This is a genomic window from Butyrivibrio proteoclasticus B316, from assembly GCF_000145035.1.
Classification (GTDB): Bacteria; Bacillota; Clostridia; order Lachnospirales; family Lachnospiraceae; genus Butyrivibrio; species Butyrivibrio proteoclasticus.
In genome coordinates, this window is record NC_014387.1 from 2,640,845 (window position 1) to 2,662,890 (window position 22,046).

General features: G+C 39.4%; 21 protein-coding genes and 1 riboswitch. Of the genes, 2 read left to right on the forward strand and 19 right to left on the reverse strand.

Annotated features, from left to right (window positions below; genetic code table 11):
- Positions 1-451 precede the first annotated feature (451 nt).
- The 4 genes from BPR_RS10915 to BPR_RS10930 form a co-directional block, all read right to left on the reverse strand.
- Positions 452-3,124, reverse strand: a complete 2,673-nt coding sequence (locus BPR_RS10915) for a valine--tRNA ligase (protein ID WP_013281543.1) — start codon at positions 3,122-3,124, stop codon at positions 452-454.
- A 458-nt stretch (positions 3,125-3,582) separates the two neighbouring features.
- On the reverse strand, positions 3,583-5,217 hold the full coding sequence (locus BPR_RS10920) for a tetratricopeptide repeat-containing diguanylate cyclase (protein ID WP_013281544.1): 1,635 nt from the start codon (positions 5,215-5,217) through the stop codon (positions 3,583-3,585).
- 579 nt (positions 5,218-5,796) lie between these two features.
- Entirely contained in the window at positions 5,797-8,262 is a 2,466-nt protein-coding gene (locus BPR_RS10925) for an ATP-dependent DNA helicase (RefSeq protein ID WP_013281545.1), read from the reverse strand.
- A gap of 198 nt (positions 8,263-8,460) precedes the next feature.
- A complete protein-coding gene (locus tag BPR_RS10930; protein ID WP_013281546.1) occupies positions 8,461-8,700 on the reverse strand; it encodes an HPr family phosphocarrier protein in 240 nt (79 codons plus the stop codon).
- A 312-nt stretch (positions 8,701-9,012) separates the two neighbouring features.
- Here BPR_RS10930 and asnA point away from each other — a divergent pair, with 312 nt between their 5' ends.
- Positions 9,013-10,023, forward strand: a complete 1,011-nt coding sequence (gene asnA, locus BPR_RS10935) for an aspartate--ammonia ligase (RefSeq protein WP_013281547.1) — start codon at positions 9,013-9,015, stop codon at positions 10,021-10,023.
- A 525-nt stretch (positions 10,024-10,548) separates the two neighbouring features.
- The gene (hflX, locus tag BPR_RS10940; RefSeq protein WP_013281548.1) at positions 10,549-11,883 is read left to right on the forward strand and encodes a GTPase HflX; all 1,335 of its coding nucleotides are present in this window, start codon (positions 10,549-10,551) and stop codon (positions 11,881-11,883) included.
- 131 nt (positions 11,884-12,014) lie between these two features.
- Here hflX and tnpA read toward each other — a convergent pair whose 3' ends face one another.
- The 15 genes from tnpA to BPR_RS11010 all read right to left on the reverse strand — a co-directional run bounded on the left by tnpA (position 12,015) and on the right by BPR_RS11010 (position 21,826).
- Positions 12,015-12,485 (reverse strand): IS200/IS605 family transposase, encoded by a 471-nt coding sequence (tnpA, locus tag BPR_RS10945; RefSeq protein ID WP_013279565.1) that lies wholly within the window; start codon positions 12,483-12,485, stop codon positions 12,015-12,017.
- A 194-nt stretch (positions 12,486-12,679) separates the two neighbouring features.
- A complete protein-coding gene (gene thiT, locus BPR_RS10950) occupies positions 12,680-13,390 on the reverse strand; it encodes an energy-coupled thiamine transporter ThiT (RefSeq protein WP_042256954.1) in 711 nt (236 codons plus the stop codon).
- A 105-nt stretch (positions 13,391-13,495) separates the two neighbouring features.
- Positions 13,496-13,598: riboswitch (TPP riboswitch) on the reverse strand.
- 94 nt (positions 13,599-13,692) lie between these two features.
- Positions 13,693-13,986: a helix-turn-helix domain-containing protein gene (locus BPR_RS10955; RefSeq protein ID WP_013281550.1), complete on the reverse strand. Its 294-nt coding sequence runs from the start codon at positions 13,984-13,986 to the stop codon at positions 13,693-13,695.
- A 9-nt stretch (positions 13,987-13,995) separates the two neighbouring features.
- Positions 13,996-14,322 carry a type II toxin-antitoxin system RelE/ParE family toxin gene (locus BPR_RS10960; RefSeq protein WP_013281551.1) on the reverse strand — a complete coding sequence of 109 codons (327 nt, stop codon included), beginning with the start codon at positions 14,320-14,322 and terminating at the stop codon, positions 13,996-13,998.
- A 618-nt stretch (positions 14,323-14,940) separates the two neighbouring features.
- Positions 14,941-15,468, reverse strand: a complete 528-nt coding sequence (locus BPR_RS10965; RefSeq protein WP_013281552.1) for a DUF4422 domain-containing protein — start codon at positions 15,466-15,468, stop codon at positions 14,941-14,943.
- Positions 15,426-16,073 (reverse strand): hypothetical protein, encoded by a 648-nt coding sequence (locus tag BPR_RS10970; protein ID WP_013281553.1) that lies wholly within the window; start codon positions 16,071-16,073, stop codon positions 15,426-15,428. Before BPR_RS10970 ends, BPR_RS10965 begins: the two co-directional genes overlap by 43 nt.
- 35 nt (positions 16,074-16,108) lie before the next feature.
- Complete coding sequence (locus BPR_RS19890) at positions 16,109-17,326, reverse strand: glycosyltransferase family 2 protein (RefSeq protein WP_013281554.1); 1,218 nt, start codon at positions 17,324-17,326, stop codon at positions 16,109-16,111.
- A gap of 61 nt (positions 17,327-17,387) precedes the next feature.
- Positions 17,388-17,579 (reverse strand): hypothetical protein, encoded by a 192-nt coding sequence (locus BPR_RS10980; RefSeq protein WP_042256957.1) that lies wholly within the window; start codon positions 17,577-17,579, stop codon positions 17,388-17,390.
- Entirely contained in the window at positions 17,542-18,153 is a 612-nt protein-coding gene (locus BPR_RS10985; protein ID WP_013281556.1) for a hypothetical protein, read from the reverse strand. Before BPR_RS10985 ends, BPR_RS10980 begins: the two co-directional genes overlap by 38 nt.
- Positions 18,154-18,412: 259 nt before the next feature.
- Positions 18,413-18,727: an SPASM domain-containing protein gene (locus BPR_RS21310; RefSeq protein WP_052301820.1), complete on the reverse strand. Its 315-nt coding sequence runs from the start codon at positions 18,725-18,727 to the stop codon at positions 18,413-18,415.
- A gap of 12 nt (positions 18,728-18,739) precedes the next feature.
- Entirely contained in the window at positions 18,740-19,300 is a 561-nt protein-coding gene (locus BPR_RS21315) for a radical SAM protein (protein ID WP_013281557.1), read from the reverse strand.
- A 13-nt stretch (positions 19,301-19,313) separates the two neighbouring features.
- The gene (locus tag BPR_RS21320) at positions 19,314-19,589 is read right to left on the reverse strand and encodes a hypothetical protein (RefSeq protein ID WP_013281558.1); all 276 of its coding nucleotides are present in this window, start codon (positions 19,587-19,589) and stop codon (positions 19,314-19,316) included.
- Positions 19,590-19,713: 124 nt separating this feature from the next.
- Positions 19,714-20,652, reverse strand: a complete 939-nt coding sequence (locus tag BPR_RS11000) for a hypothetical protein (RefSeq protein ID WP_013281559.1) — start codon at positions 20,650-20,652, stop codon at positions 19,714-19,716.
- Complete coding sequence (locus BPR_RS11005; protein WP_013281560.1) at positions 20,652-21,458, reverse strand: ImmA/IrrE family metallo-endopeptidase; 807 nt, start codon at positions 21,456-21,458, stop codon at positions 20,652-20,654. The genes BPR_RS11000 and BPR_RS11005 overlap by 1 nt, the downstream gene beginning before the upstream one ends.
- 2 nt (positions 21,459-21,460) lie before the next feature.
- Positions 21,461-21,826: a helix-turn-helix domain-containing protein gene (locus BPR_RS11010; protein ID WP_042256959.1), complete on the reverse strand. Its 366-nt coding sequence runs from the start codon at positions 21,824-21,826 to the stop codon at positions 21,461-21,463.
- Positions 21,827-22,046: the final 220 nt, after the last annotated feature.

The window sequence follows — 22,046 nt, forward strand, 5'->3', positions numbered from 1 at the left end:
TACTATAAAACGCCTTTCAGCAGATATCGGCACAACATGCTTTTCAAAATCCTATTACCAAACTTCCGCATTTATGCCAATTTGCATATATCATTTTCCCCACAAAACCAATTTCCACTGTGACTTGTGCCTACACACATTAGTAAACTACGCACATGTCTTCAAGCTAGTATAGGCGAAGTGAATGTACAGATAAACCGATTTGATGCGGCTTCCTTGTGGATGTATATGTGTAAATAGCCGATTTGATGCAGCTGCTCTTATAGAAGTATATGTGTATAAAACCGATTTGATGCGAAGCATCATTAGAGGTTTTAATACACATATACGACACATAGAGACAGCGTATCATCGGAGGTTTTAATGCACATATACGACACATAGGATTAGCGCATCATCGGAGGTTTATCTGTACATCACGAGCCCCCTGTTTGCAGACATGCTCATAGCCTTATTTTGTCAGCTGTACAAGTCTCTCAGTTACCTGGTCGTAGGTCTGCTGGTATTTCTGCTGCTTCTCTTTTTCTTCTGCAATCTTCTCTGCAGGCGCCTTAGAGAGGAATTTCTCATTGCTGAGCATATTCTGTGATCTCTTAAGCTCGCCTTCAAGTCTCTTCTGCTCCTTGGTGAGACGCTCAATCTCTGCAGAAAGATCCACAAGATCAGAGAAAGGAATATAAACTGTTGCATCTGCAAGAACTACAGAAACAGCATCCTCTGCAATACCCTCTTTATCTTTCTGGCAAACAGACTCAGAAGCATAAGCAAGTGATTCAAAGAACAGCTTACCTGTTCTGAAGATATCAAGAACATCATCCTTATCACTTACAACAAATACTTTTGCCTTTCTTGATGGAGCAACATTCATCTGTGTACGAACGTTACGGATACCACGAACAGCTTCCTTGATTGTCTCGATAGACTTCTCATCAGCTGCAAAGTTCCACTCATCCTTGTATACAGGCCAGTCAGAGATCATGATTGACTCTTCCTCATCCTGCATTGTGCAGAAGATTTCTTCTGTAATAAATGGCATGTATGGGTGCAGGAGCTTAAGTGCATTCAGAAGTACTGTCTGAAGTGTCCAAAGAGCTGCCTCATGAGAAACAGCATCGTCTGAATTATAAAGACGAGGCTTAACCATCTCAATGTACCAGTCACAGAACTCATCCCAAATAAAGTCATAAACCTTCTGAACTGCAATTCCGAGTTCATAGTGTTCCATGTTCTCAGTAACTTCTTTTACCGTATTATTGAGCTTACTAAGGATCCACTTATCAACAGGCTCAAGACCTTCAGGCATATCCTGATGGATTGCAGATTTAGCATCCTCAGCCATGTTCATCATAATGAATCTTGAAGCATTCCAAACCTTGTTAGCAAAGTTACGGCTATTCTCAACTCTTTCATTATAGAAACGCATATCATTACCCGGTGCGTTTCCTGTAATAAGTGTAAGTCTAAGAGCATCAGCACCGTAGTTCTCAATGATATCAAGAGGATCGATACCATTTCCAAGAGATTTACTCATCTTACGTCCCTGAGAGTCTCTTACAAGACCATGGAAAAGAACTGTGTGGAATGGATATGTTCCCATGTTCTCATAGCTTGAGAAGATCATTCTGATTACCCAGAAAAAGATAATGTCATAACCTGTTACAAGCACATCTGTAGGGAAGAAATACTTAAGTTCCTTGGTGTCATGTGGCCAGCCAAGTGTCTCAAATGGCCAAAGAGCTGATGAAAACCATGTATCAAGTGTGTCAGGATCCTGAGTAAAGTGAGTTTCACCGCACTTAGGACAAACTGTAGGAGTAGTCTTGGATACAACAACCTCTCCGCACTTATCGCAGTAGTAAGCAGGAATTCTGTGGCCCCACCAGAGCTGTCTTGAAATACACCAGTCACGGATGTTGTCTGTCCAGTTGAAGTATGTCTTCTCCATTCTAGGTGGAATAAGCTTGATCTCACCCTCTTTAACAGCCTTAACTGCAGGTTTGATGAGCTCATCCATCTTAACGAACCACTGTGCCTTGATCATAGGCTCTACTGTTGTGTGGCAACGGTCATGTGTACCAACATTGTGAGAATAGTCCTCAATCTCAACAAGAAGTCCCATCTCATCAAGCTCTTTAACAATGGCTTCTCTTGCTGCGTAGCGATCCATGCCTTCAAATTTGCCGCCATTAGCGTTGATAGTGGCATCATCATTGAGGATATTGATCTCCTCAAGGTTATGACGCTTACCAACCTCAAAGTCGTTAGGGTCATGGCCTGGAGTGATCTTAACTACACCTGTACCAAATTCCATATCAACATAAGAATCTTCTACGATAGGAAGCTCTCTGTTAACTATAGGTAAAAGAACCTTCTTGCCTTTAAAGTTCTTGTATCTGTCATCATCAGGGTTAACAGCAACAGCTGTATCACCAAGCATTGTCTCAGGACGTGTTGTCGCAAACTCGATAAACTCAGTATCAGAAACTGATCCATCCTCATTGATAACAGGATACTTGATATGCCATAAATGTCCAGCCTGCTCCTCGTACTCAACCTCAGCATCAGAGATAGAAGTCTTACAAACAGGGCACCAGTTTACGATACGGCTTCCCTTATAGATATATCCTTTTTCATGCATCTTGCAGAAGACTTCTGTAACAGCCTCGTTACAGCCTTCATCCATCGTGAAACGCTCTCTGTCCCAGTCACAGGAAGATCCCATCTTCTTGAGCTGCTGAATGATAGTTCCGCCGTACTCTTTTTTCCACTCCCAGGCTCTTTCAAGGAATTTCTCACGGCCAAGATCTCTTTTGTCGATTCCTTCTGCCTTAAGAGCATCAATGATCTTAACCTCAGTAGCGATTGATGCATGATCTGTTCCTGGCTGCCAAAGTGCGTTGTATCCCTGCATTCTCTTAAAACGAATGAGAATATCCTGCATTGTATTATCAAGGGCATGTCCCATGTGGAGCTTACCTGTGATGTTTGGCGGTGGAATAACAATAGTAAATGGTTTTTTGGTCTCATCTACTTCAGCATGGAAGTATTTCTTGGCTTCCCAATTGGAGTACAGACGACTCTCAATGTTCTTGGGATCATAAGTCTTAGCTAGTTCTTTCTTCATGATTTTCTCCTTTTTTGTTGTGCCAGGCAGCTAATAAAAAAGCCCCTGGCAGCCAATAAGCTACCAAGGGCGTAATATACGCGGTACCACCTTGATTTATAACTCAGTAAGTGCTCTTCCATAAAAATGGGATTTCACTCTCATCCTCTAACGCAGATGACGCGGGGACACTTATGGGAACATAATCCCGTTCTGGGTGCCCGGTTCAAAAGCTACCTTCCACATCTCCATCGCCGATACCTCTCAGCATGTGCGCCGCTTCATATAAGACTTATGCCTCATGAAAATCCTCCGCACAGGTATCTTCTCTTTAGACTCTGTAAAGATATGTACTCCTCTTTCTCATAACCTTTAAAAAAATAATTTAAAATAACTATATTAGTTCAAAAAAATAATGTCAAGATATAAACATGGTAAACCTTTTCTATTCACAGAATAACTTACTCACGCCCAAATCCTCAGCTATGTTTAACTTCATCAAGGGATTTCTGTGAGATCACAGCATTGTGGATAAGTGCTATCTCTCCTTTGCGGCTCTCCTTAACCTGATAAAGTGCATTGTCTGCCGCATACATGTAATCCCAGAGCTTGGTTGTTTCCTTGGGGACAGAATTACGTATTCCCTGGGAAATACTGATAGTTATGCCTTCATCAGCCATTTCTGATTCCAGCGCTATATTTCCTATTCTTTCCCGGAGTTTAACTGCATAATCCAGAACCTTTTTATCGCTCATACTCTCATAGATTATTATGAACTCATCTCCGCCATATCTGAAAGCGTGGATTCCCTTACTATGCTCGCAGATATCGATTATAGCTTTGGATATCTGCTTGAGACACATATCTCCTACCTGATGACCGTACCTGTCATTAAACTGCTTAAAATCATCCACATCAAGAATTTCAACAGCCAGATAATGCCCTTTTTCACAGGCCTTTTCAAAAGCTGTTTCCGCATACCTGTTGAGACTATACCTGTTACCAAGACCTGTAAGCTGGTCTGTTTCCGCCTGTCTCATGAGCTTGTCATTTTCTTTTTCCACATTGGAAAGCTTAGTTCTCATAGCGGCAAAAAACTTGTAGTTGACCATCTTCTCTTTTTCAAATTCAAGAGTATATCTGTAAAAATCTTCGAGAGCCCTTGTTCTGGCCTCAGGATCATTTACCCTTTCATAAATCTCGCATCTTAACTTGGCGTGGTTAAGTCTTAAATTAGCAATGTTAAGATCATCAAGTTCCTGCTCGGTTAATTGAGCCACCTTGATAGCCTCTTTTTCTTTTCCTATCTCAAGGTAAAAACGGGCAGTATTGTAAACATCCACCATATCATCAAGCGAGAACTTCCTGTCTTTGATAAGACCGTTCAGCATTTTGAAATAATACTCAAACCTCTTTTCATCACCAAGATAATAATAGGCTCTCATCTTGGTATCGAGGATAGGAAGTCCTAAAAGATACTCCTCATTAAACTCCTGGTAATTTGCCAGCTTGTCCATGGCTTCAAGGCACTTTCGTACTGAATCAGGTTTGCCAAGCCTTATATAGCAATCAGCCTCGAAGCAGTGACAATAGAGGATATTTCTGTAATAAAGGCTCTCTTTACGATTCTTTCTGATATGTTTATAGGCCGATCTGATATATGAAAGGGCTGTTTTAACATCGCCAAATCTGTAATACACATGTCCTATGTTAAAAAACATAAACCCAGGAACACCACTGTCAGGCAGATCTTCGCAATATTTAATTCCCTTTAAAAAGAAATCAATAGCAAGCTCGTAGTTGCCATGATTAAGAGAATCTATTCCAAGAAGGTTATAACACCTTGCAAGATGCTCGGCATCTCCTTCCATCTGTAAATATTCAATTGCCTTGAGGAGATTCATATTGAACTTACGATAATCAGTGCTGAGCAGGTAATAAGCATCAGCCAGATAGTAATACGCATAGCCGACAAGACTATTGTCGTCGAGACGTTTGGCCGCACGAACAAAACGATTACATATTCCAATGTAGCTACTGGACATTGAAGATCTTGCAAGCATCATTTCGCTGTTAAGAGTCTGTATTTCCCGATCGTAATCCTTTATGTTCATAAAGCACCCCCAGTTCATCTATCACAAAAAGTTATCCACAATCGTAAAGCCCCCACAAATTGTGGATTTGCGACTTTTTTGCGCAAACTAGTCCAACAAAAATTCGATAACATTTGAAGGTAAATACAATTTTACATCACCTGGCTGTTACATTTCAAGGAAAATAATAATTTGATGAATAGTGAATTCTTATGTGAAACATGCATGAATACTGGGGTTGCGCTTTTTATATGACACGTATGTCATGCTTTATGTTGGTTTACATATACACGTTGACTTATTTGGTCATATGATTATTTTTACTCGTTTATTAGTTAATTTCCACACGCTTTAGAAATCCGCTATTTTACTGGGGTTTGCTTTTATATTTTTTAACTAATCCCCAATTTCCACAGAGTTATCCACATGACACACTCGTCATTTTATTAAAGCTTTTTCATCATTTTTTCAAAAAAACGTATTATTGTTCGAGCAATTGATACAATTCATTATTTTTATCGGTTTACATAAATTTATTTTATACTGCTTTATGTAAATCATTTTTTAGCATTTCGGGGTATTTTTTTATAATTCAATGGCTTAGTCACCTGTTTTTTCGGACCAAAACTGGGTTATCTCATTTTTGACCGTTTTGGTCGTTACTGTTTTGTAACCCTTCCACTCCCTTGGAAATAGAGATTTATAACTCGCCGCCGTGAAACGATTATCAAGTAAAGTCACAACTCCTTTATCCTCTTCCGTTCTGATAACACGCCCTGCTGCCTGCAAAACCTTGTTCATTCCCGGGAATCTGTAGGCATAGTCAAATCCGTCAAAACCTGCCTTTTCAAAGTATTCCCTTAGAATTTCTCTCTCATTACATACAAGTGGAATTCCTGTCCCAACAACTATAACGCCAATCAGGCTGTCATATTTCAGATCAATTCCCTCACTGAATATTCCGCCCATTACACAAAAGCCCAGAATATTCTTATCTTCTACTATCTCAAGATCCATGTGGATAACTTTTGAAAGGTCAATATCATTTCCTGTGGAAAACCTGTCAAGGAAAGCTTCTCTTGCTTCCTCACTCATGTAATCACGCTGGACAAGAAGTTCTGTGTTTTCTTCGTCATAAAACTCTTCTTCATAAATATAAAGAACTTCCTCAAGAAACTGATGTGAAGGGAAGAAAATCAGATAATTGCCGCTTCTGGCTCCCACCACACTATTAATATAACTTGCTATATTGTAGTACTGCTGCGGACTGCGCTCTGAATACTTACTGGTAACATCAACTCCCAGATATACGCCAAGCCTCTCCGGATCAAAGATTGATCTTGCATAAATTTCGTAGTCTTCTTCTGTTCCTCCCAGAAGCTTTTTATAATACTGAATAGGTAAAAGAGTAGCCGAAAACAGTATCGATGACCTTCCTCTTTCCATACACTGCGCCAGATTTCTCGATGGATCCGCACAGGACAGTCTTACAAGGAAATCGCCATTTTCCGCAAATTCGCTGTACATAACATAATGATCATCCACAAGGTCAAAAATGGTCAGAAACCTTGATACGTCAAAGTAGAATTCCAATATATCCTCTCTGCAAGGGCCTTCCGAATGGTCTTCAAGATACTCTGATATTATTCCCGCCAGCCTGTTTAGGGGATTTATCACACTGTCTATGCTTGTAAGCACAGTACAGCCGTCGCAATTTCTTTTTAGCTCCAGCATAGCTTTGTTGCATTTATCAAGGTGCCCGGCGATACTTGGGTGAAATTCCTTTATAAGGCTCTTAAGCTCCAAAAAGCTCTCTTTCCTGAGAAAAGCGCTATACATGTCGCGCCCTCTGTCCAAAAGGTTGTGCGTCTCATCTACGAGGAAAACGTAGTCCTTCTTTTTACCCTCTGCAAAGAACCTTCTAAGATAAACAAAGGGGTCAAAAACATAGTTATAATCACATATGATGCCATCCGCCCAAAGGCTCATATCAAGAGACATCTCAAAAGGGCAGACCTGATGCCTTGTAGCGTATTCTACTATTTTTTCCCTGTCAAAAGAATCCTCGTGTGCCAGAAGATCATAAATAGCGTCGTTTATTCTGTCATAGTGCCCATTTGCATAAGGGCAGGCCTGTGGATTACAGTTTCTTTCATTTTCATCAAGGAAACATATTTTATCTCTGGCAGTTATAGTAGCTGTCTTAAACCTGAGATTTTGGGCCTTTCTAAGAGTAGCAAAGGCTTCCTCAGCAACAGTTCTGGTGATAGTTTTGGCTGTCAGGTAAAAGAGCTTACTGATCTTGCCTTCACCAACTGCCTTAACAGTGGGAAAAACCGTTGTTATTGTCTTGCCGGTTCCTGTAGGAGCCTCGAGGAACAGTTTTTTACCATGGACGATAGTCCTATAAACTGCAGCCGCCAGGTCTTTCTGGCCATCTCTGTAGGGAAAAGGGAACTGAACTGCCTTTATAGACGTTGTCCTTACTCCGGACCAGTTAAATTCAAAGTCTGACCACTTGAGATACATTGAAATAAGCTCATCAAACCACTTTACTATCTCCTCATAGGAAAAAGAAAAGTCAAAATACTTCATTTCTTCTGTATCAATATTGCAATAGCTCATGCGGACATTTATATTAGGGCAATGTCTGTCCTTGCAATACATTGCGGCATAGCACTTGGCCTGGGCAAGGTGAACATCAACAGGAACCTCCATTTTCCTGAGGTCTCTGTAAGTACCCTTGATCTCATCTATCAGTGGAGCTGGTTTAGGCTTATCAATAAAGCTCTCCTGAGCATCATATGCGTCAGGATCATCTATATACTTATCCAAGATTCCGTCAGCTCTACCCTCTATTAAAAGGTCATAATTATCTGCGTGATGAATAAAGGAAAGGGGAACTTCTGCGTGATAGTCAGGCCCCATACTCTTTTGTATCATGCGGTGGATCCTTCCACCCTCCTGTATTGCATCGGCCGGTGCCTGCTGTATTCTGTTATCTATGCTGCCACTTCTGAGAATGAATTCTACAAGGCCGCGTACTGAAATAGTGATCGTTGTCATGAATATCTCCGATTGAAGATTGTTTTTCAGAACTTATTGTATCATGCTGAGGGGATTATGCGGAAAATTCTGTTTAATAAAAAGAATGTCGCGAGTGCGCATCCATAGCGGAGCTATATCATAAAAAGACGGATAAGACATCTATTGATATCTTATCCGCCATTATATAAAAGGATTCAAAATGAAAAAGCTAAATTATCAACCAGCGATAGCAAGTCCGTTAAGATACTGCTCGAACTGCTTGTTATGTCCCTGGTACTCAACAGTAAGAGTCTTGGTAAGATCAAGACCAAATACACCTAAAATAGACTTAGCATCAACTACATATCTGTTGTAATATATATCAACATCAAAATCACACTTTGTAGCCTCTTTTACAAAGTCCTGAACCTGTGTTGGCTGAAGCATAATGTGCTTCTTAATAACATTTTCTAACATAAAAACCTCCTTGGTAAAACCAAATCACGGAAACCTCTACCTAATATCTGTGAATAAAAAACGTAAAACTGTCACAAACCTTCCTAGTAATATACAGACCGTAAACGTTTTTGTAAATAGTTTTTTGTGACGAAACTGTGACGAAAATACGAATTTTATGTAACTGCTTACATAAGGTGCATGGATAGCGGCTTTTAAAAAACTACAATATATCAACATGTCACTACTTTTTTTATCGTATAAATAACTTGCAATATAGATTTCATGGTTTTAATATGTAATAAGTAAATTTTTGAGAATTGGAGTACTAATATGGAGAACCTTAAAATCCCCAAGAAATACGAGTCCGCTCTTGATCTTCATGATACTCAGGTTGGAATCAAGACTGTCAAAGACTTTTTTCAGGGAATGCTTTCAACAAGACTTAATCTGCAGCGCGTAACTGCGCCATTATTTGTAACACCCGAGTCAGGCCTTAACGATAACCTTAATGGTGTTGAGCGTCCTGTAGCTTTTGATATTCTGAACGAAGGCCAGAGACCTGCTGAAGTAGTTCACTCTCTCGCCAAGTGGAAGAGATTCGCTCTCAAGAAATATGGTTTTAATGTTGGCGAAGGTCTCTATACTGATATGAACGCTATCAGAAGAGACGAGGTTCCGGACAATATTCATTCAATTTTTGTAGATCAGTGGGACTGGGAGAAGGTTATCCGCAAGGAAGATCGTAACATGGACTTCCTCAAGGCTACTGTACGCGATGTTTACAAGGTTCTTCGCAAGACAGAGAAATTCATGTCCATCCAGTACGACTATATAGAAGAGCTCCTTCCTGATGATATTTTCTTTATCACAACTCAGGAACTTGAAGATATGTTCCCTGATAACACTCCCAAGGAGCGTGAGTACTACATTGCCAAGGCAAAGGGCGCTGTCTGCATAATGCAGATCGGTGATGAGCTTGCTTCAGGTGACCGTCATGACGGCAGAGCTCCAGACTATGATGACTGGCAGCTCAACGCTGACATTATTGTTTATTATCCTATTCTTGATATTGCTCTTGAGTTATCCAGCATGGGCATAAGAGTTGATGAGAAGTCTCTTAAGACTCAGCTTGAGAAGGCCGGATGTACAGAGAGAGCTCAGCTTCCATTCCAGAAAGCTATTCTTGATGGTGAACTTCCATACACTATCGGAGGCGGTATCGGACAATCCAGAATTTGTATGTTCTTCCTGAGGAAGGCACACATTGGAGAAGTCCAGTGCTCAATCTGGCCTGATGAAATGGTCAGCGAGTGCGACAAAAACGGAATTCATTTGCTGTAATTGTAGTTGTTGTTATTTGTAATTTTTTGATAAGGGCGTGTTATGTGATTTTATTCGTCTGATATACAATTTTTGCATCCCATTGAACTAAACGCTCCTATGAGCCCATAACGTCAGTCCATCGTGCAAAGGCACTTGGACTGCCTGGTCTCATATCCGCAGTTCAAATGTCGCAAAATATTGTATATCTATCCTTGTAAAATCTCATAACACGCCCTTTCTACTACGTTACATAAGTACAAAAACGTACAAATCACATGTCTTTATCCTAGTTTTTTGGGCAAATGATATGTTTTTATAATCGGAACTTAAAACGATTATATTGATAACACAACAGGTTAATAACTTGTTTGTTTATATGAAAAGATATTTTACATTCTTTCGGAGGTGAATGACATGATTATTTGGATTTATAGTGAAACCATTGCTGCGTAAATGACATATTCCCATAATAAGAAAATCGTTAATATTCTTGCGATTTGATGGGGAGTATGTTTTTCATTGATTTAGGAGAAAAAAGAATTTATGAAAAATGTTATTCATCAGATTGTAGAAGATGTAGTAGAAACCAGAGCCGTTTTAGTTGGGCTTAATACAGACAAGACTGACGACGAGTTTGAAAGGTCAATGAATGAACTTAAAGAGCTGACAAAAGCTCTTGATATTATAGTTGCGTGCACTACTACTCAGAATCTTCCAACTCCTGACAGAAGTACTTATGTAGGAAGCGGTAAGGTTGAAGAGATAAAGGGCGCAGTTGAGATGTTTGATGCCAGCATTGTTATCTTTAACGGAGACATCTCTCCCATGCAGATCAGAAACCTTGAAAAGATCCTTGATACAGAGGTCATTGACAGAACAGGACTGATTCTTCAGATTTTCGCCAAGCGTGCCAAGACAAGAGAATCAAGGCTTCAGGTAGAATACGCCCAGCTTCAGTACATGCTCCCAAGGCTTGTAGGTATGAGAAGTTCTCTTTCAAGACAGGGCGGCGGAAGCGGCCGCTTATCCAATAAGGGATCAGGTGAGAAGCAGCTTGAGCTTGACAGAAGGCGAATCGAGCACAGAATGGCTGAGCTGAGACGCGAGCTGGAAGCTGTTGAGAAGGAACGTGATACCCAGAGAGGTAAAAGAGTTAATTCCGGAATACCCAAGGTTTCTCTTGTAGGCTACACAAATGCAGGAAAGTCAACAATCATGAACAATCTTTTGCGTTTGTACGGTGGAGAAACTTCCGATGACAAGCAGGTTCTTGAAAAAGATATGCTGTTTGCCACACTAGATACATCTGTCAGAAAGATTACAGCGCCCGGCCATAGACCTTTTCTTTTAACGGACACAGTTGGTTTTATAAGCGAGCTTCCACACTCACTTGTCAAAGCCTTTCGCTCCACACTTGAAGAGGCTAAATATGCTGATATTCTGCTTCAGGTAATCGACTTTTCAGATCCGGAATACAGATTCCACATGGATGTGACACGTGATACTCTTGCAGAAATCGGTGCCGGTGATATTCCGGTCATATACGTATTCAATAAATCCGATCAGGTTCAGGATGAGCAGCGCGAAAACGGACAACTTGTCATGGAGGTTCCAAGGTCAATTGACGACAGGGCCTATATTTGTGCCAAGGATCAGGACAGCCTTGACACTCTCATATCTCTTATAGAAAGCCATCTGGGAAAGGCCGACACTCTGTGCGAAATGCTCCTGCCCTACTCAGAAGGTGGGCTTTTGAGCTTTCTTAATGAAGCAGGCAAAATAAAGAGTACCGAGTACCTTCCAGAAGGTGTCAAGGTATCTGCTCTGCTCACAAGAACAGAAATTGATAAATATGAAGAAATGATAGAAATGGATTAATCAGAACCACCGGCTTAGCCGGTGGTTTGTTCTGGCCCTATAAGGGCCTGTTGCCGGCACTGAGTCTAAAGACTCGCCGAATGGTTCGCCAGCCGCAACATCATTTTTCTACAGAGCCCCCTGGGCTCATCTTATTTGTTTTGCTTTACCGGCTCACCCGTGAACGGGTCGATATACTCTTTTAGTGTCATTTGGTCGTACTCTAAATCCTCTTTTAACTGATTCTTTATGTACTCCTCTATTTTCTTTGCATTTTTGCCTACTGTATCGACATAGTATCCTCTACACCAGAAATGCCTGTTACCGTATTTGTACTTGAGGTTCGCATGCCTTTCGAATATCATAAGCGTGCTCTTTCCCTTTAAGTACCCTACGAAACTTGATACACTCATGCTCGGTGGGATCCTTACCAGCATATGTATATGATCCGGGCAAACCTCTGCCTCTATGATCTCCACGCCTTTCCTCTTGCATAATGTACTGAGAATATTTGCAATATCCTGCTTGATCTGACCATATGCAACCTTTCTCCTGAACTTAGGTGCAAATACTATGTGGTACTTACACTCCCATTTAGTGTGTGATAAACTATTCATGTCCATTTTGGACTACCTCCTGTGCTTTACTTTGGTTGGCGAACCGTAAGTAATTCTAGCACGGGAGGTTTTCTACTGTAAGCTAAAGCAGCTGTTATCCCCCTGCATAGCAGGGGGTTTATTAAAAGATGCTACACAAAAAAAAGGCAAATGGCAGTTAATTTCAGCCATTTGCCTTTTATCATATTTAACTAGCTCGATTACCTTGCTACAGAAATACTCTCGCCCTTGGCAACACCCTTTTCAAGGGCCTCAACCTTGATCCTGTTAAGGGCAATCCTTACAGCAGGAATGCACAAAACAGCAATTGTGAGAATCGCCTCTGCTCCTATGTAAGAAGCGTTATAAGTAAGTGAATATCCAAGTGCTGATGTTCCTTCCGGAGCATATGAAGCAAAGAAGATCACACCTGATAGAACCGAGAAGAAGTATCTTCCACATATTCCTGCAAAATATCCCTTAAACATTCCGTACTTGGTGTTGTGGAAAAATCCAGAAAGTCCAAGTGAACCAAAAGCAAGGATATAATCGCACAGAAGCTGAGGAATACTGATAATATAAGGATCAGCGATCATCTGCAACAATCCGTATGCAAAAGCGGCTGATAAGCTGACTCTTGGTCCATAAAGATAACCAATAAAAGTTACAAAGAACATGCTAAATACTGTAAGTGATCCACCTGTAGGCAGTTTGAACAACTTGATGTTAGACAGAACAAAAGCAAGTGCAAGGCACAGCGCAGAAACTGTAATCTGCTTGACACTCATCTTACCCTTGCCATCAGAATTCTTGAAGAAGCTGATCATTGCGAAAGCCAAAAGTGCAAGCACAACAATAAGAGCATATCCTCCGCTTGTGATGTTGTAGTAAACATCACCATCCTCAACTACTTTTTCCAAAAATAAACTCATAAAAAAATTCCTCCCTTGATACATTTCCGCATCCAGGGAGGACCCTAAGTCATCCTATCTTGGTTACAAGCTCTATACGCCAGCAACAAATATCACATGCATGGCATTCAAGCTCATCAGCTTCCCTACGACGGCATTATCCGAGTCAGGTAATAAGGGTAAGACGCACACGGCGTACACTCTCAGCATTGCTCCCCTAGCGGTTTTTAGTTCTATTTCATTAAACACTCATGGAAAAATTATGTCAAGATATATTTCAAATCATATATTGGAAATTGGCTGCATTCGTAAGAAAGGTACTATCAGCAGTTCTTTTTTATAGACAATGTGTACCCTAGTGAATTGAGATATTTTATAACCGTTGAAATCGTGCCACTAGCCCCATTTTCTATTCTGCTAACTGCCTGTTGAGAAAGCCCCGACAATCGACTAACATCTTTTTGTGTAAGAGATAATGTCTTTCTTGCATTGATCATCTCCTGTTTAAACGCCATTTCCGCAACAAAAAGCTCATGTTGTTGCTTCAATTGCTCGTCATTTGTAATAATATCTTCTACAATCTTTTTTTCTTTTTCAGAATCACTTTTTACCAGCATCTCAACACCTCACAAAAGTCCTTCTCTTTTAGCTCTACGGATAGCTTTATCTATTTCTAGCTTCTCTGCTTTTCCCTTTTGTTTTTTACAAATATGCAAGAAAGCTACTCCATCCTGATTTATAACTACATACATTATTCGAGTTTGCGAAGACTTTATCTCCCACAATTTTCCTCTTAATTGACGAGTATTAAGTTTTTCAAAAGCGTCTAATCCTTTATCTCGTATCTCGTTCCTGATATCATATATCTCAAGTCTCTCAGCAATGAGCAATTCATCTATATACTCTGTAATAAGATTCTTGCCTCCTGCCGTAGCATAATCGAATATATCCATATTCAAAACTATTATACATCATTTTTGATGTATTTGAAATCTCCTTAATTATTCTTGTTTCTCTTTCTCTCTTTTGAGACAATCCACCCACCTATAGAGATCATAGACATGCGCTGTAAAAAGGCGCACTTTTAGAAGGCACAGATAAGCCACATAAAATGGCACGTGCAAGTCGTCCCAAAGATAATCCCTATAGGCAAAGTGTTTGAAGAAATCAATCATGCAAGATTCTGTTCAAGGAAGTACCAGCGAATTAGACACGCTGTCTGCATAATTGATTGCTCAGAAAAAGCCGGATTATTGAAAATCTATATCAGTCTGAATCTCTGTTTTCCACCTTATTCAGAGATCAGACATTTATTTTCTCTAAACACATGCGTAAGGATATCACCACATCCAAACGCTGTAAACAGTTTAGGCCCAACATTAATAAAATCTCAAGAAAATCTTAAGAAAATCGCAAGAATTTAACTATTTATCATTAAACACCCTATCTTTATATTGATATTGGCAGACAATTGTCGATATGCCAATCACTCTCAATCCATTTATTGTCAGTTTATTAATAATTTCTTAAGGGATGCATCAAACATGCGAAGCAGAGTGCACTCTTTACTATTAATTCAGAAAAGATTTATCTGCGAAGCAAATCCTGTATTTATCAGAATTACGGAAAAAGAAATAAGTAAAAAGCCTCTCCGCCAAGAATCCCGGATATCTGTTCTGGTAGCTGTCATTTATTGTTCCAACATCTTTCATCACAGCAAAGATAACAGGAAATACAAACTCGCAGGCCTTTGCAAAAACATCACTCCGTGCAATCATCATATTGCAGGGGCTATAGCATCCGGTATTCTCAAAAAAACGACCAGCATCTTCGTATATATCAGCGCCGTGAATTTCCTTAAGATTAGCCATCATAGAATTCCACGGCTTCCTCTCATGTCTGTCCACATAATTTCCCATAATACTGGGATTAACAAAAAGTGGCACGGGAAGGATAGCATCGGCCTTGTCAAATACAAAGGCATTCTTCCAATTCTTGGGAAGGATAAATCTCCTCCTGTAATGTTCAAGGCCAACAACATCGATTTTTGCACAGATCACGTTTTTCCATATCCAGTACATAGCCGTAAGCTCGCACATCTGCTTGTTTTGAGTTGAAATATTATCACCGGTATTATCATAGTATCACATTCAGAAAGCGCAGTATCACTGAGTGCACGCCCTGCCTGGATAAAGCTCTCATCATCGCATAGCGGCACTACACTCATAATTTCAGAATCTGCAGCTGACCGGACCACATATATCTTTGCGTCAACATTCCTGGCAGCACTTTCAGGAGCATTTCCACATAAGTCCAGCTCATTTTCAAGTCTTATAAACTCTCTTTTCTGCTCCCTGAAGTACTCAGGCACAAACTCATTTCTTAGCCTGCTATCAAGTTCAACGTCCACGGGCATGATATTATCCGGAGAAAAGCCATATTCCTCCAGAACCTCTTTAACATGGGCAAAAGAGCCACCTCGTGTCGCAATATATACAGTTGCTGAAACATCAATTTCCTGCTCACCCTGAATCTTAAAAACAGGCACACCTCTAACAGTCTCCGGATTTATCTGATCATCATCATAAAGATATCCGAGATTATTCCAATCATCATGCAGTTTTTTTAGGTACACTCCCATGGTCTGTCCACGGGAATGAGCACCAAAGATGTAATAGTTCATAGCAATCCTATCAATTTTCAATAAGGCAGCTCACTCATTAGTTGAGCCTGTTAATGCTACAAATCCAAGTTTTCCGGAATAATAATACTGTGAATATTTTCTTCGCGCGCCCCTTTATCAGCCAAATCTTTGACTATTGCATCAACGCTCTTTTTCCTGAAAACAGCAACAACAATTGTATCTTGTGCATCCGGGATGTACTCATTTATTGAAATCACCGGCATTTCAAGCCTCTGATAAATGTCTGCACGCCCATCTATCCAGGCCTTTACATTAGTTTTCCCGGAGGCATACCTGTAAACTGTCTTTCCAAGCTCCCCGGCGCCATATATCACAAGATTCTCCGGCATTTGGTCCATAAATGGGTAAAGCCCCTGACACTCTTTTTCCCTATTAAGAACACTGTAAGCCCTGGTGCATACCTGATTGAATAGGAACCTGTCAAGTCCAGCGCCTACTTGATCCAGATATCCAAGTTCAGCACATTTATCCCGTAAATATGAATCCAGGCGCCTTGCATTCTCATATTCAGCCTGCTCATCTCCGATTGTTTTCATCATTGAAGCATTGCTTTGCCTATAGTAATAAAAACAAGCATTAGTAACTACAAGACTCTCTGATGCCAGAATCGCTGGAAATCCAATCGCAACGTCCTCTCCAACTGTTATCCTCTCATCCGCAGCAAGCACAAACCTCTCGATCAGTTCTCTCTTCCACAGCTTATTCCACAAATATGGTAAAAGAGCCAGGCAAAAAGTTTCTTCCATGCAAAAAAGCTTACGCTTAAGCTCCTCAAGCTTTTCCCCGCGGTATAGTCCGGGTTCTGCGATATTTGCTTCTTTTAAAAAAGTCCAGTAACTACCATTTTCTTCCGGTGATTCTTCCCTAAACTCTTCATTGGAATTCTCAAATAAGTATGCCTTCATAGCTCCGCTGGCCACAACATCCGCATCATTATCCCTGGCCAGTTTAAAGAGCTCCTCTACCGCATTTTCACTTATCCAATCATCTCCATCAACAAACAGAACATACTCCCCGGTAGCATGCCTGATTCCCTGTTTTCTGGCATGAACAAGCCCATGATTTTCCTGAGAAAACAGGTGTACCCGTAAATCACCCTCTGCAATACTCCTGACTATAGCCTCAGAAGCATCTGTTGATCCGTCATTTATAACTATAACCTCAATATCAGCAAACGACTGGTCCAGCACACTTTTAAGACATTTCTCTATGTAGTTTTCTGTGTTGTACATAGGTATTATTATGCTGATCATGTTTCTCCATATAGTAAAAAACTGGTGTAAAGCTCTTCTACCCTACACCAGCAATTCATCTTCAAAAGAAAAATTTAACATTATCCAGTTTCATTTTTTCTTTCTTATGATATCTTGGATTACTCTTCATTTCATTAAATAACCTATCCATTTCCATCTTACGTTCTTCCACGCTCATTTTCTTTATATCATCAGGAAGTTCAAAGTCCCAACTATCATCTTCGTAAAACATATCCATTTCCTCTTCTGGCATCGCAAGTCACCTCCTTAAAATAGATATCAAAATGACTCATACAATACTCCAATGCTTTTATCTGTGATTCACTTTCATTATAACCTTCAAGATAGTACTCATCAACTTTTAGTTTGTAGTACACCGGTTCAATATGTTCTTGGCTGCTGTACATATACACTATCCCGCTATGAGTAACCACTATACCTAGTCCATACTTGTTTTCATAGTTAGAATTAAAATCTTCTATGCTAGGCGGAAAACTATCTGGATGAGAATGAATCGTAATAAGATTGGGATTATCTTTAATAATCTGCTTTGTTTTTGAAGAATAAAGGACTTTCTTTTCAATGTCAGTCTCAGTTTCTTGAGCTAATACCTGATAATTATTCGGACTAATCCAATACATGTCCTCAAATCTTGTTCCCGCTCTATGGAATAACATTTTTTTAGCTAACTGATATAACAATCTGTTAAGATTTTCAGAATCTGAAATGCCATCAAATTTCTTTCGGAACTCACCACTTTCTAAATATTTTTTATCGACCTGTGTTTCTTTATTACGTCCGTACCGTTGTTCCTCTTTTTCTCTCATTTACTCCTTCCCTGCATCAGCATACGAAGGATAAAGATATTTCCAGATAAGGCAAAGAATTAATAGCAGAATAGCAAGGCAAATCTTCTAAATCTCAATAACACTCGTGGAAAAATGAACGAAATGTTCAGATGACTATCCATATCGTAGCTAGATGCAAATCATTTTTTCGAACAGCCGATAGGATAACACATCTAAAGTCTGGTGTAAAGTATGTATTTTTCAAGGTGCCAGGTCTTACATTAAGTCTTAACTCTTCTTATCCCATACTAAATGTATCGCACAGCCTACAATCACCGCAGTATTGACGTCCTTTATACAGAGCTTCTCTTACCTTGGTAAACTTAGTGCCATACCAGACATCAAGTATTGATTCTTTGGTGAGATCCCCCAAGGTCCACTTTCCTAGTGCATCATTGCAACACAGCGAAACCTGCCCTGTAGGCCTTACAATCATCTGCTTATATGGTAAAAGACATCTATCGCCAGGATACTCCACAAATTCTTTCCTGTTCGGTGCATTACCGCCGCGGTTTGTCAATATTTCCTGAGGCTTGCGCAGAACTACTGTCACTTTCTTGTTATGTTAAAGTTCTGGATGTGCCTCACAATATTCCACTATCTCTTTTACCGGCTTAATAAGCTGAAGTTCCTGATTGTAATTGTCGATGATGAGCTCATCCAAAACCTCTACCAGCTCTTTGAATTTATCCAAAGTAAAAAGAGTTCCATTAGTATACATATGTATTCGTGCTTTAGGCAAATGCTCTTTCGCATACTTGTTAAATTCTATTATCCTGTCATCAAGAAGTGGCTCATTATTGGAAAAAGTAGTCAATCTTCCTGAATACTGCATTTCTTCAAGCTGCCCAATGATGTCTTTAAATAATTCAACAGACATCACTGCCTTTTCCCTAGGATCATCATTTCTGTTAACCGGACAGAAACTGCAAATACCATTGCATCTATTAATTGTCTCAATCTCAATATGATTAAAAAGCCCCTGCTGCCTGTGCAGCCTTTCAACAGCCTTATTAACCTCTTCCCTGGCAAACCTTATCTTCTGAGAACCTGACCATTCTTTCTCGGATTCAGCTTCCTTGGCCTGCAGATATGGATTAACAATCAGCTCCTCCGTCTCATACATACCATGTATAGGCTTATAAAAAAGTGTATTCTGTTACCCCAAGTTCATCTAATTGAGCTGCCATGCTTTCTGCATAGAGACTGGCAATTATCACCTGATACCTACTTTCTTTCGCAAGTTCAGTCGCCCTTGCAGGCGTAATTATTTCTTTTCCATTACAAAAAGTGCCGATTTTATTACTGTCATTATCAATAAAAAAATCGACATTCTGTGATCCATATTGTTCCAGCGCTTTCTGTCCATAAAATCCTGCGCCGAAGATCAAGTATTTATTACTATTTAGATACATATCGCAATACTCCAAAATAGTATCTATGATATAAATATACCAATACTCATTTAGATCAATAACTATTCATTATCAAGTATTATTAGCTGTAATCTTTCATATTCTTACTATATATTTTATCCTATTAAAACAAAATATTCACTCCATTTGGTTTCATTATCTCATCTGCAAATTGCTCAATATCAAAACTAAGATATTCACCCGTATCAATATCATATTCCGTAGTACCATATATCGTAATCTTGGAATCTCCATGATAAGAAAGCATTTGCAGTACATCTTCCTTCTCTTTCAAAATTCCTATATTATACATAGTTTGTAAAAGCCTTGGTGTGCTATATATGATGATTCTGGCCCCGGCAAAATAATGGTTAGTCCTATGAAACAGCGTAGCGATTGCCGCAGCACCTTTCTTGTCATCTGTGATAACACAGAACTTCCCGTCCCTCGTCCCCGGTAATTGCGACAGGATATTAGTGCAGATTGCGATTATCTCTTCTCCAAGATTATCCCCTGATGCCTTATTCTCTCTGACTGCAGAAAAAAACTCCCGATAAACATTTACACCATCACGGTATTTTCCTTCAAGTACTTGGTTATACAAACGTTTATCCGATTTAAGAGTATTAGTAATTGTACTAACAGGCTGTTTTAATGCTCTTACTGCCCAGGAAAGATATTCAAAAGCTCTTTTTTGACTGGAAAAGCATTCATTTAATATATCAAATAAACTCTCCTCATACAGCACCAATACCGTCAGTCCACTTTGTGATATTCTCTTAAGAAAAGATACGTACTCCCTGTTAATAACTCTTTCTATCGACGCCAATTCCATTAGAATACTTCTAAGCAGTATGAAAACTACCTTTTCTGCCTTAAAATACTCAATCAACTTATCTTGTGCCTGACTGCCACAGTTAGAATGAAATCTAAATGAACAGGTGTCATATATAACTATCTTCTTGCTCTCAATAACTATATCTATAAAATCAGTATCCTCACACTTGACATACATTGCAACTTCATTCCAATTATCCGGAATATCAGAATAGTTCTCTCCCATCAAGACTCCCCCTTAATCTTGCTGCTAAGGGCTTGAAAATTGGATATTACATTATCAAGAACATGATCACTTAAAAATCCTTCACTAATATAAGCCTGTCCATATTCTCTTATCATCATCTCTATACGACGAGTATCATCCCTAAAAGAAGCATCCAGTACAGATACATCCAACCATAGTTCAAACATTCTATCCCTAATCTGATCTTTAGAATAATCCAGAATGCCTTTAGATAACTGCTTCCATCCACATAATTCTAGTTCAATGCTTCTTATCACCACAGCCATGTAAGGAGCTTTATAATATGCCATCAGCTTTATAAAAACGTCACGAATACTATCCTGAGACTCTGCTTTATACTTGTTAAACATCCTAATAAAGCCATTTTCAGGCATAACAATCATCCCTGCGAAAAGATTTGCGGCAAATTCCTCATCATGTTCATAGTAATTCTCTGCTGCAAATTCTATATTGGTCATGTGATAGTCTTGTTGAAACAGAACATGGTAAATTTCATGAGCCAACGCAAAATTGTAATTAATGACCGGCAGAGATGTGTTTAGTACCACGTAACCAATACCATCTCCCTTGTAACACATGGCACCAATTTCATCATCAGCAAATGGAAGCTCGAACACCAAATATCCCTTGTCAAAAAGAATTCGTCTGGCTATCTGTAACAAGTTAAGAAAATCACTATTTATATCGATACCGCCGAGAGCATAAAATCTTTGTATATCAGTAACAATTTCCGCTTTATGGTTGCTACTGTAATCTACGATTTTCTTTATTCTTCCAATATCCATCCTCAAATCCTGCCTATGTTTTCGAATCTTTTTTTGGCACTAAGAACCTGATCGATATTCTCTATCATCTCAACAAGATCATTTGCCATTATCTCCTGCTTTTTGGATGGATTCCCCGCGTAAAATGCGATTTTACCTTGAGATGCCTCATCCAAAGGGGGAAGTTCAAATGACTCCGTCAAAAAATAATCCACCCTTTTTCCTACAGCATCTGCAAGCCTCTCCATGTCAGCCCCAGTCTCATCCTGTAAGCCATTTAAAATACGAGACAGTTTATTTTTCTCAATACCACATAATTTGCTGAGATATATCTGCTTAATCTTCATATGATCAATATAACTGTTGAAGTTGTTGATAAATAGTGTCATAACTGGTGTTCCTTTCACAAAATGCATCAACCACATTAAATCATTCAATTTCATAATACACTATAGCAAATAATAATCCAATAAAAATATTATAATATGAGATATTTTTCATGTAACAAGGATATTGTTACATTATTTTCAATATATCGCATTACAAATCTCATATTTAAAGATTTTCCGATTAAGTAATACTCCAATACAATTTCATGGCCAAATCAAA

Coding starts and splice junctions, on each gene's coding strand:
- BPR_RS10915 (WP_013281543.1), bottom strand. CDS start 3,124: ATGAAGAAAGAACTAGCTAAGACTTATGATCCCAAGAACATTGAGAGT.
- BPR_RS10920 (WP_013281544.1), bottom strand. CDS start 5,217: ATGAACATAAAGGATTACGATCGGGAAATACAGACTCTTAACAGCGAA.
- BPR_RS10925 (WP_013281545.1), bottom strand. CDS start 8,262: ATGACAACGATCACTATTTCAGTACGCGGCCTTGTAGAATTCATTCTC.
- BPR_RS10930 (WP_013281546.1), bottom strand. CDS start 8,700: ATGTTAGAAAATGTTATTAAGAAGCACATTATGCTTCAGCCAACACAG.
- asnA (WP_013281547.1), top strand. CDS start 9,013: ATGGAGAACCTTAAAATCCCCAAGAAATACGAGTCCGCTCTTGATCTT.
- hflX (WP_013281548.1), top strand. CDS start 10,549: ATGAAAAATGTTATTCATCAGATTGTAGAAGATGTAGTAGAAACCAGA.
- tnpA (WP_013279565.1), bottom strand. CDS start 12,485: ATGGACATGAATAGTTTATCACACACTAAATGGGAGTGTAAGTACCAC.
- thiT (WP_042256954.1), bottom strand. CDS start 13,390: ATGAGTTTATTTTTGGAAAAAGTAGTTGAGGATGGTGATGTTTACTAC.
- BPR_RS10955 (WP_013281550.1), bottom strand. CDS start 13,986: ATGCTGGTAAAAAGTGATTCTGAAAAAGAAAAAAAGATTGTAGAAGAT.
- BPR_RS10960 (WP_013281551.1), bottom strand. CDS start 14,322: ATGGATATATTCGATTATGCTACGGCAGGAGGCAAGAATCTTATTACA.
- BPR_RS10965 (WP_013281552.1), bottom strand. CDS start 15,468: ATGTGCGAGCTTACGGCTATGTACTGGATATGGAAAAACGTGATCTGT.
- BPR_RS19890 (WP_013281554.1), bottom strand. CDS start 17,326: ATGATCAGCATAATAATACCTATGTACAACACAGAAAACTACATAGAG.
- BPR_RS10980 (WP_042256957.1), bottom strand. CDS start 17,579: ATGCCAGAAGAGGAAATGGATATGTTTTACGAAGATGATAGTTGGGAC.
- BPR_RS10985 (WP_013281556.1), bottom strand. CDS start 18,153: ATGAGAGAAAAAGAGGAACAACGGTACGGACGTAATAAAGAAACACAG.
- BPR_RS21315 (WP_013281557.1), bottom strand. CDS start 19,300: ATGTATGAGACGGAGGAGCTGATTGTTAATCCATATCTGCAGGCCAAG.
- BPR_RS21320 (WP_013281558.1), bottom strand. CDS start 19,589: ATGTATCTAAATAGTAATAAATACTTGATCTTCGGCGCAGGATTTTAT.
- BPR_RS11000 (WP_013281559.1), bottom strand. CDS start 20,652: ATGGGAGAGAACTATTCTGATATTCCGGATAATTGGAATGAAGTTGCA.
- BPR_RS11005 (WP_013281560.1), bottom strand. CDS start 21,458: ATGGATATTGGAAGAATAAAGAAAATCGTAGATTACAGTAGCAACCAT.
- BPR_RS11010 (WP_042256959.1), bottom strand. CDS start 21,826: ATGACACTATTTATCAACAACTTCAACAGTTATATTGATCATATGAAG.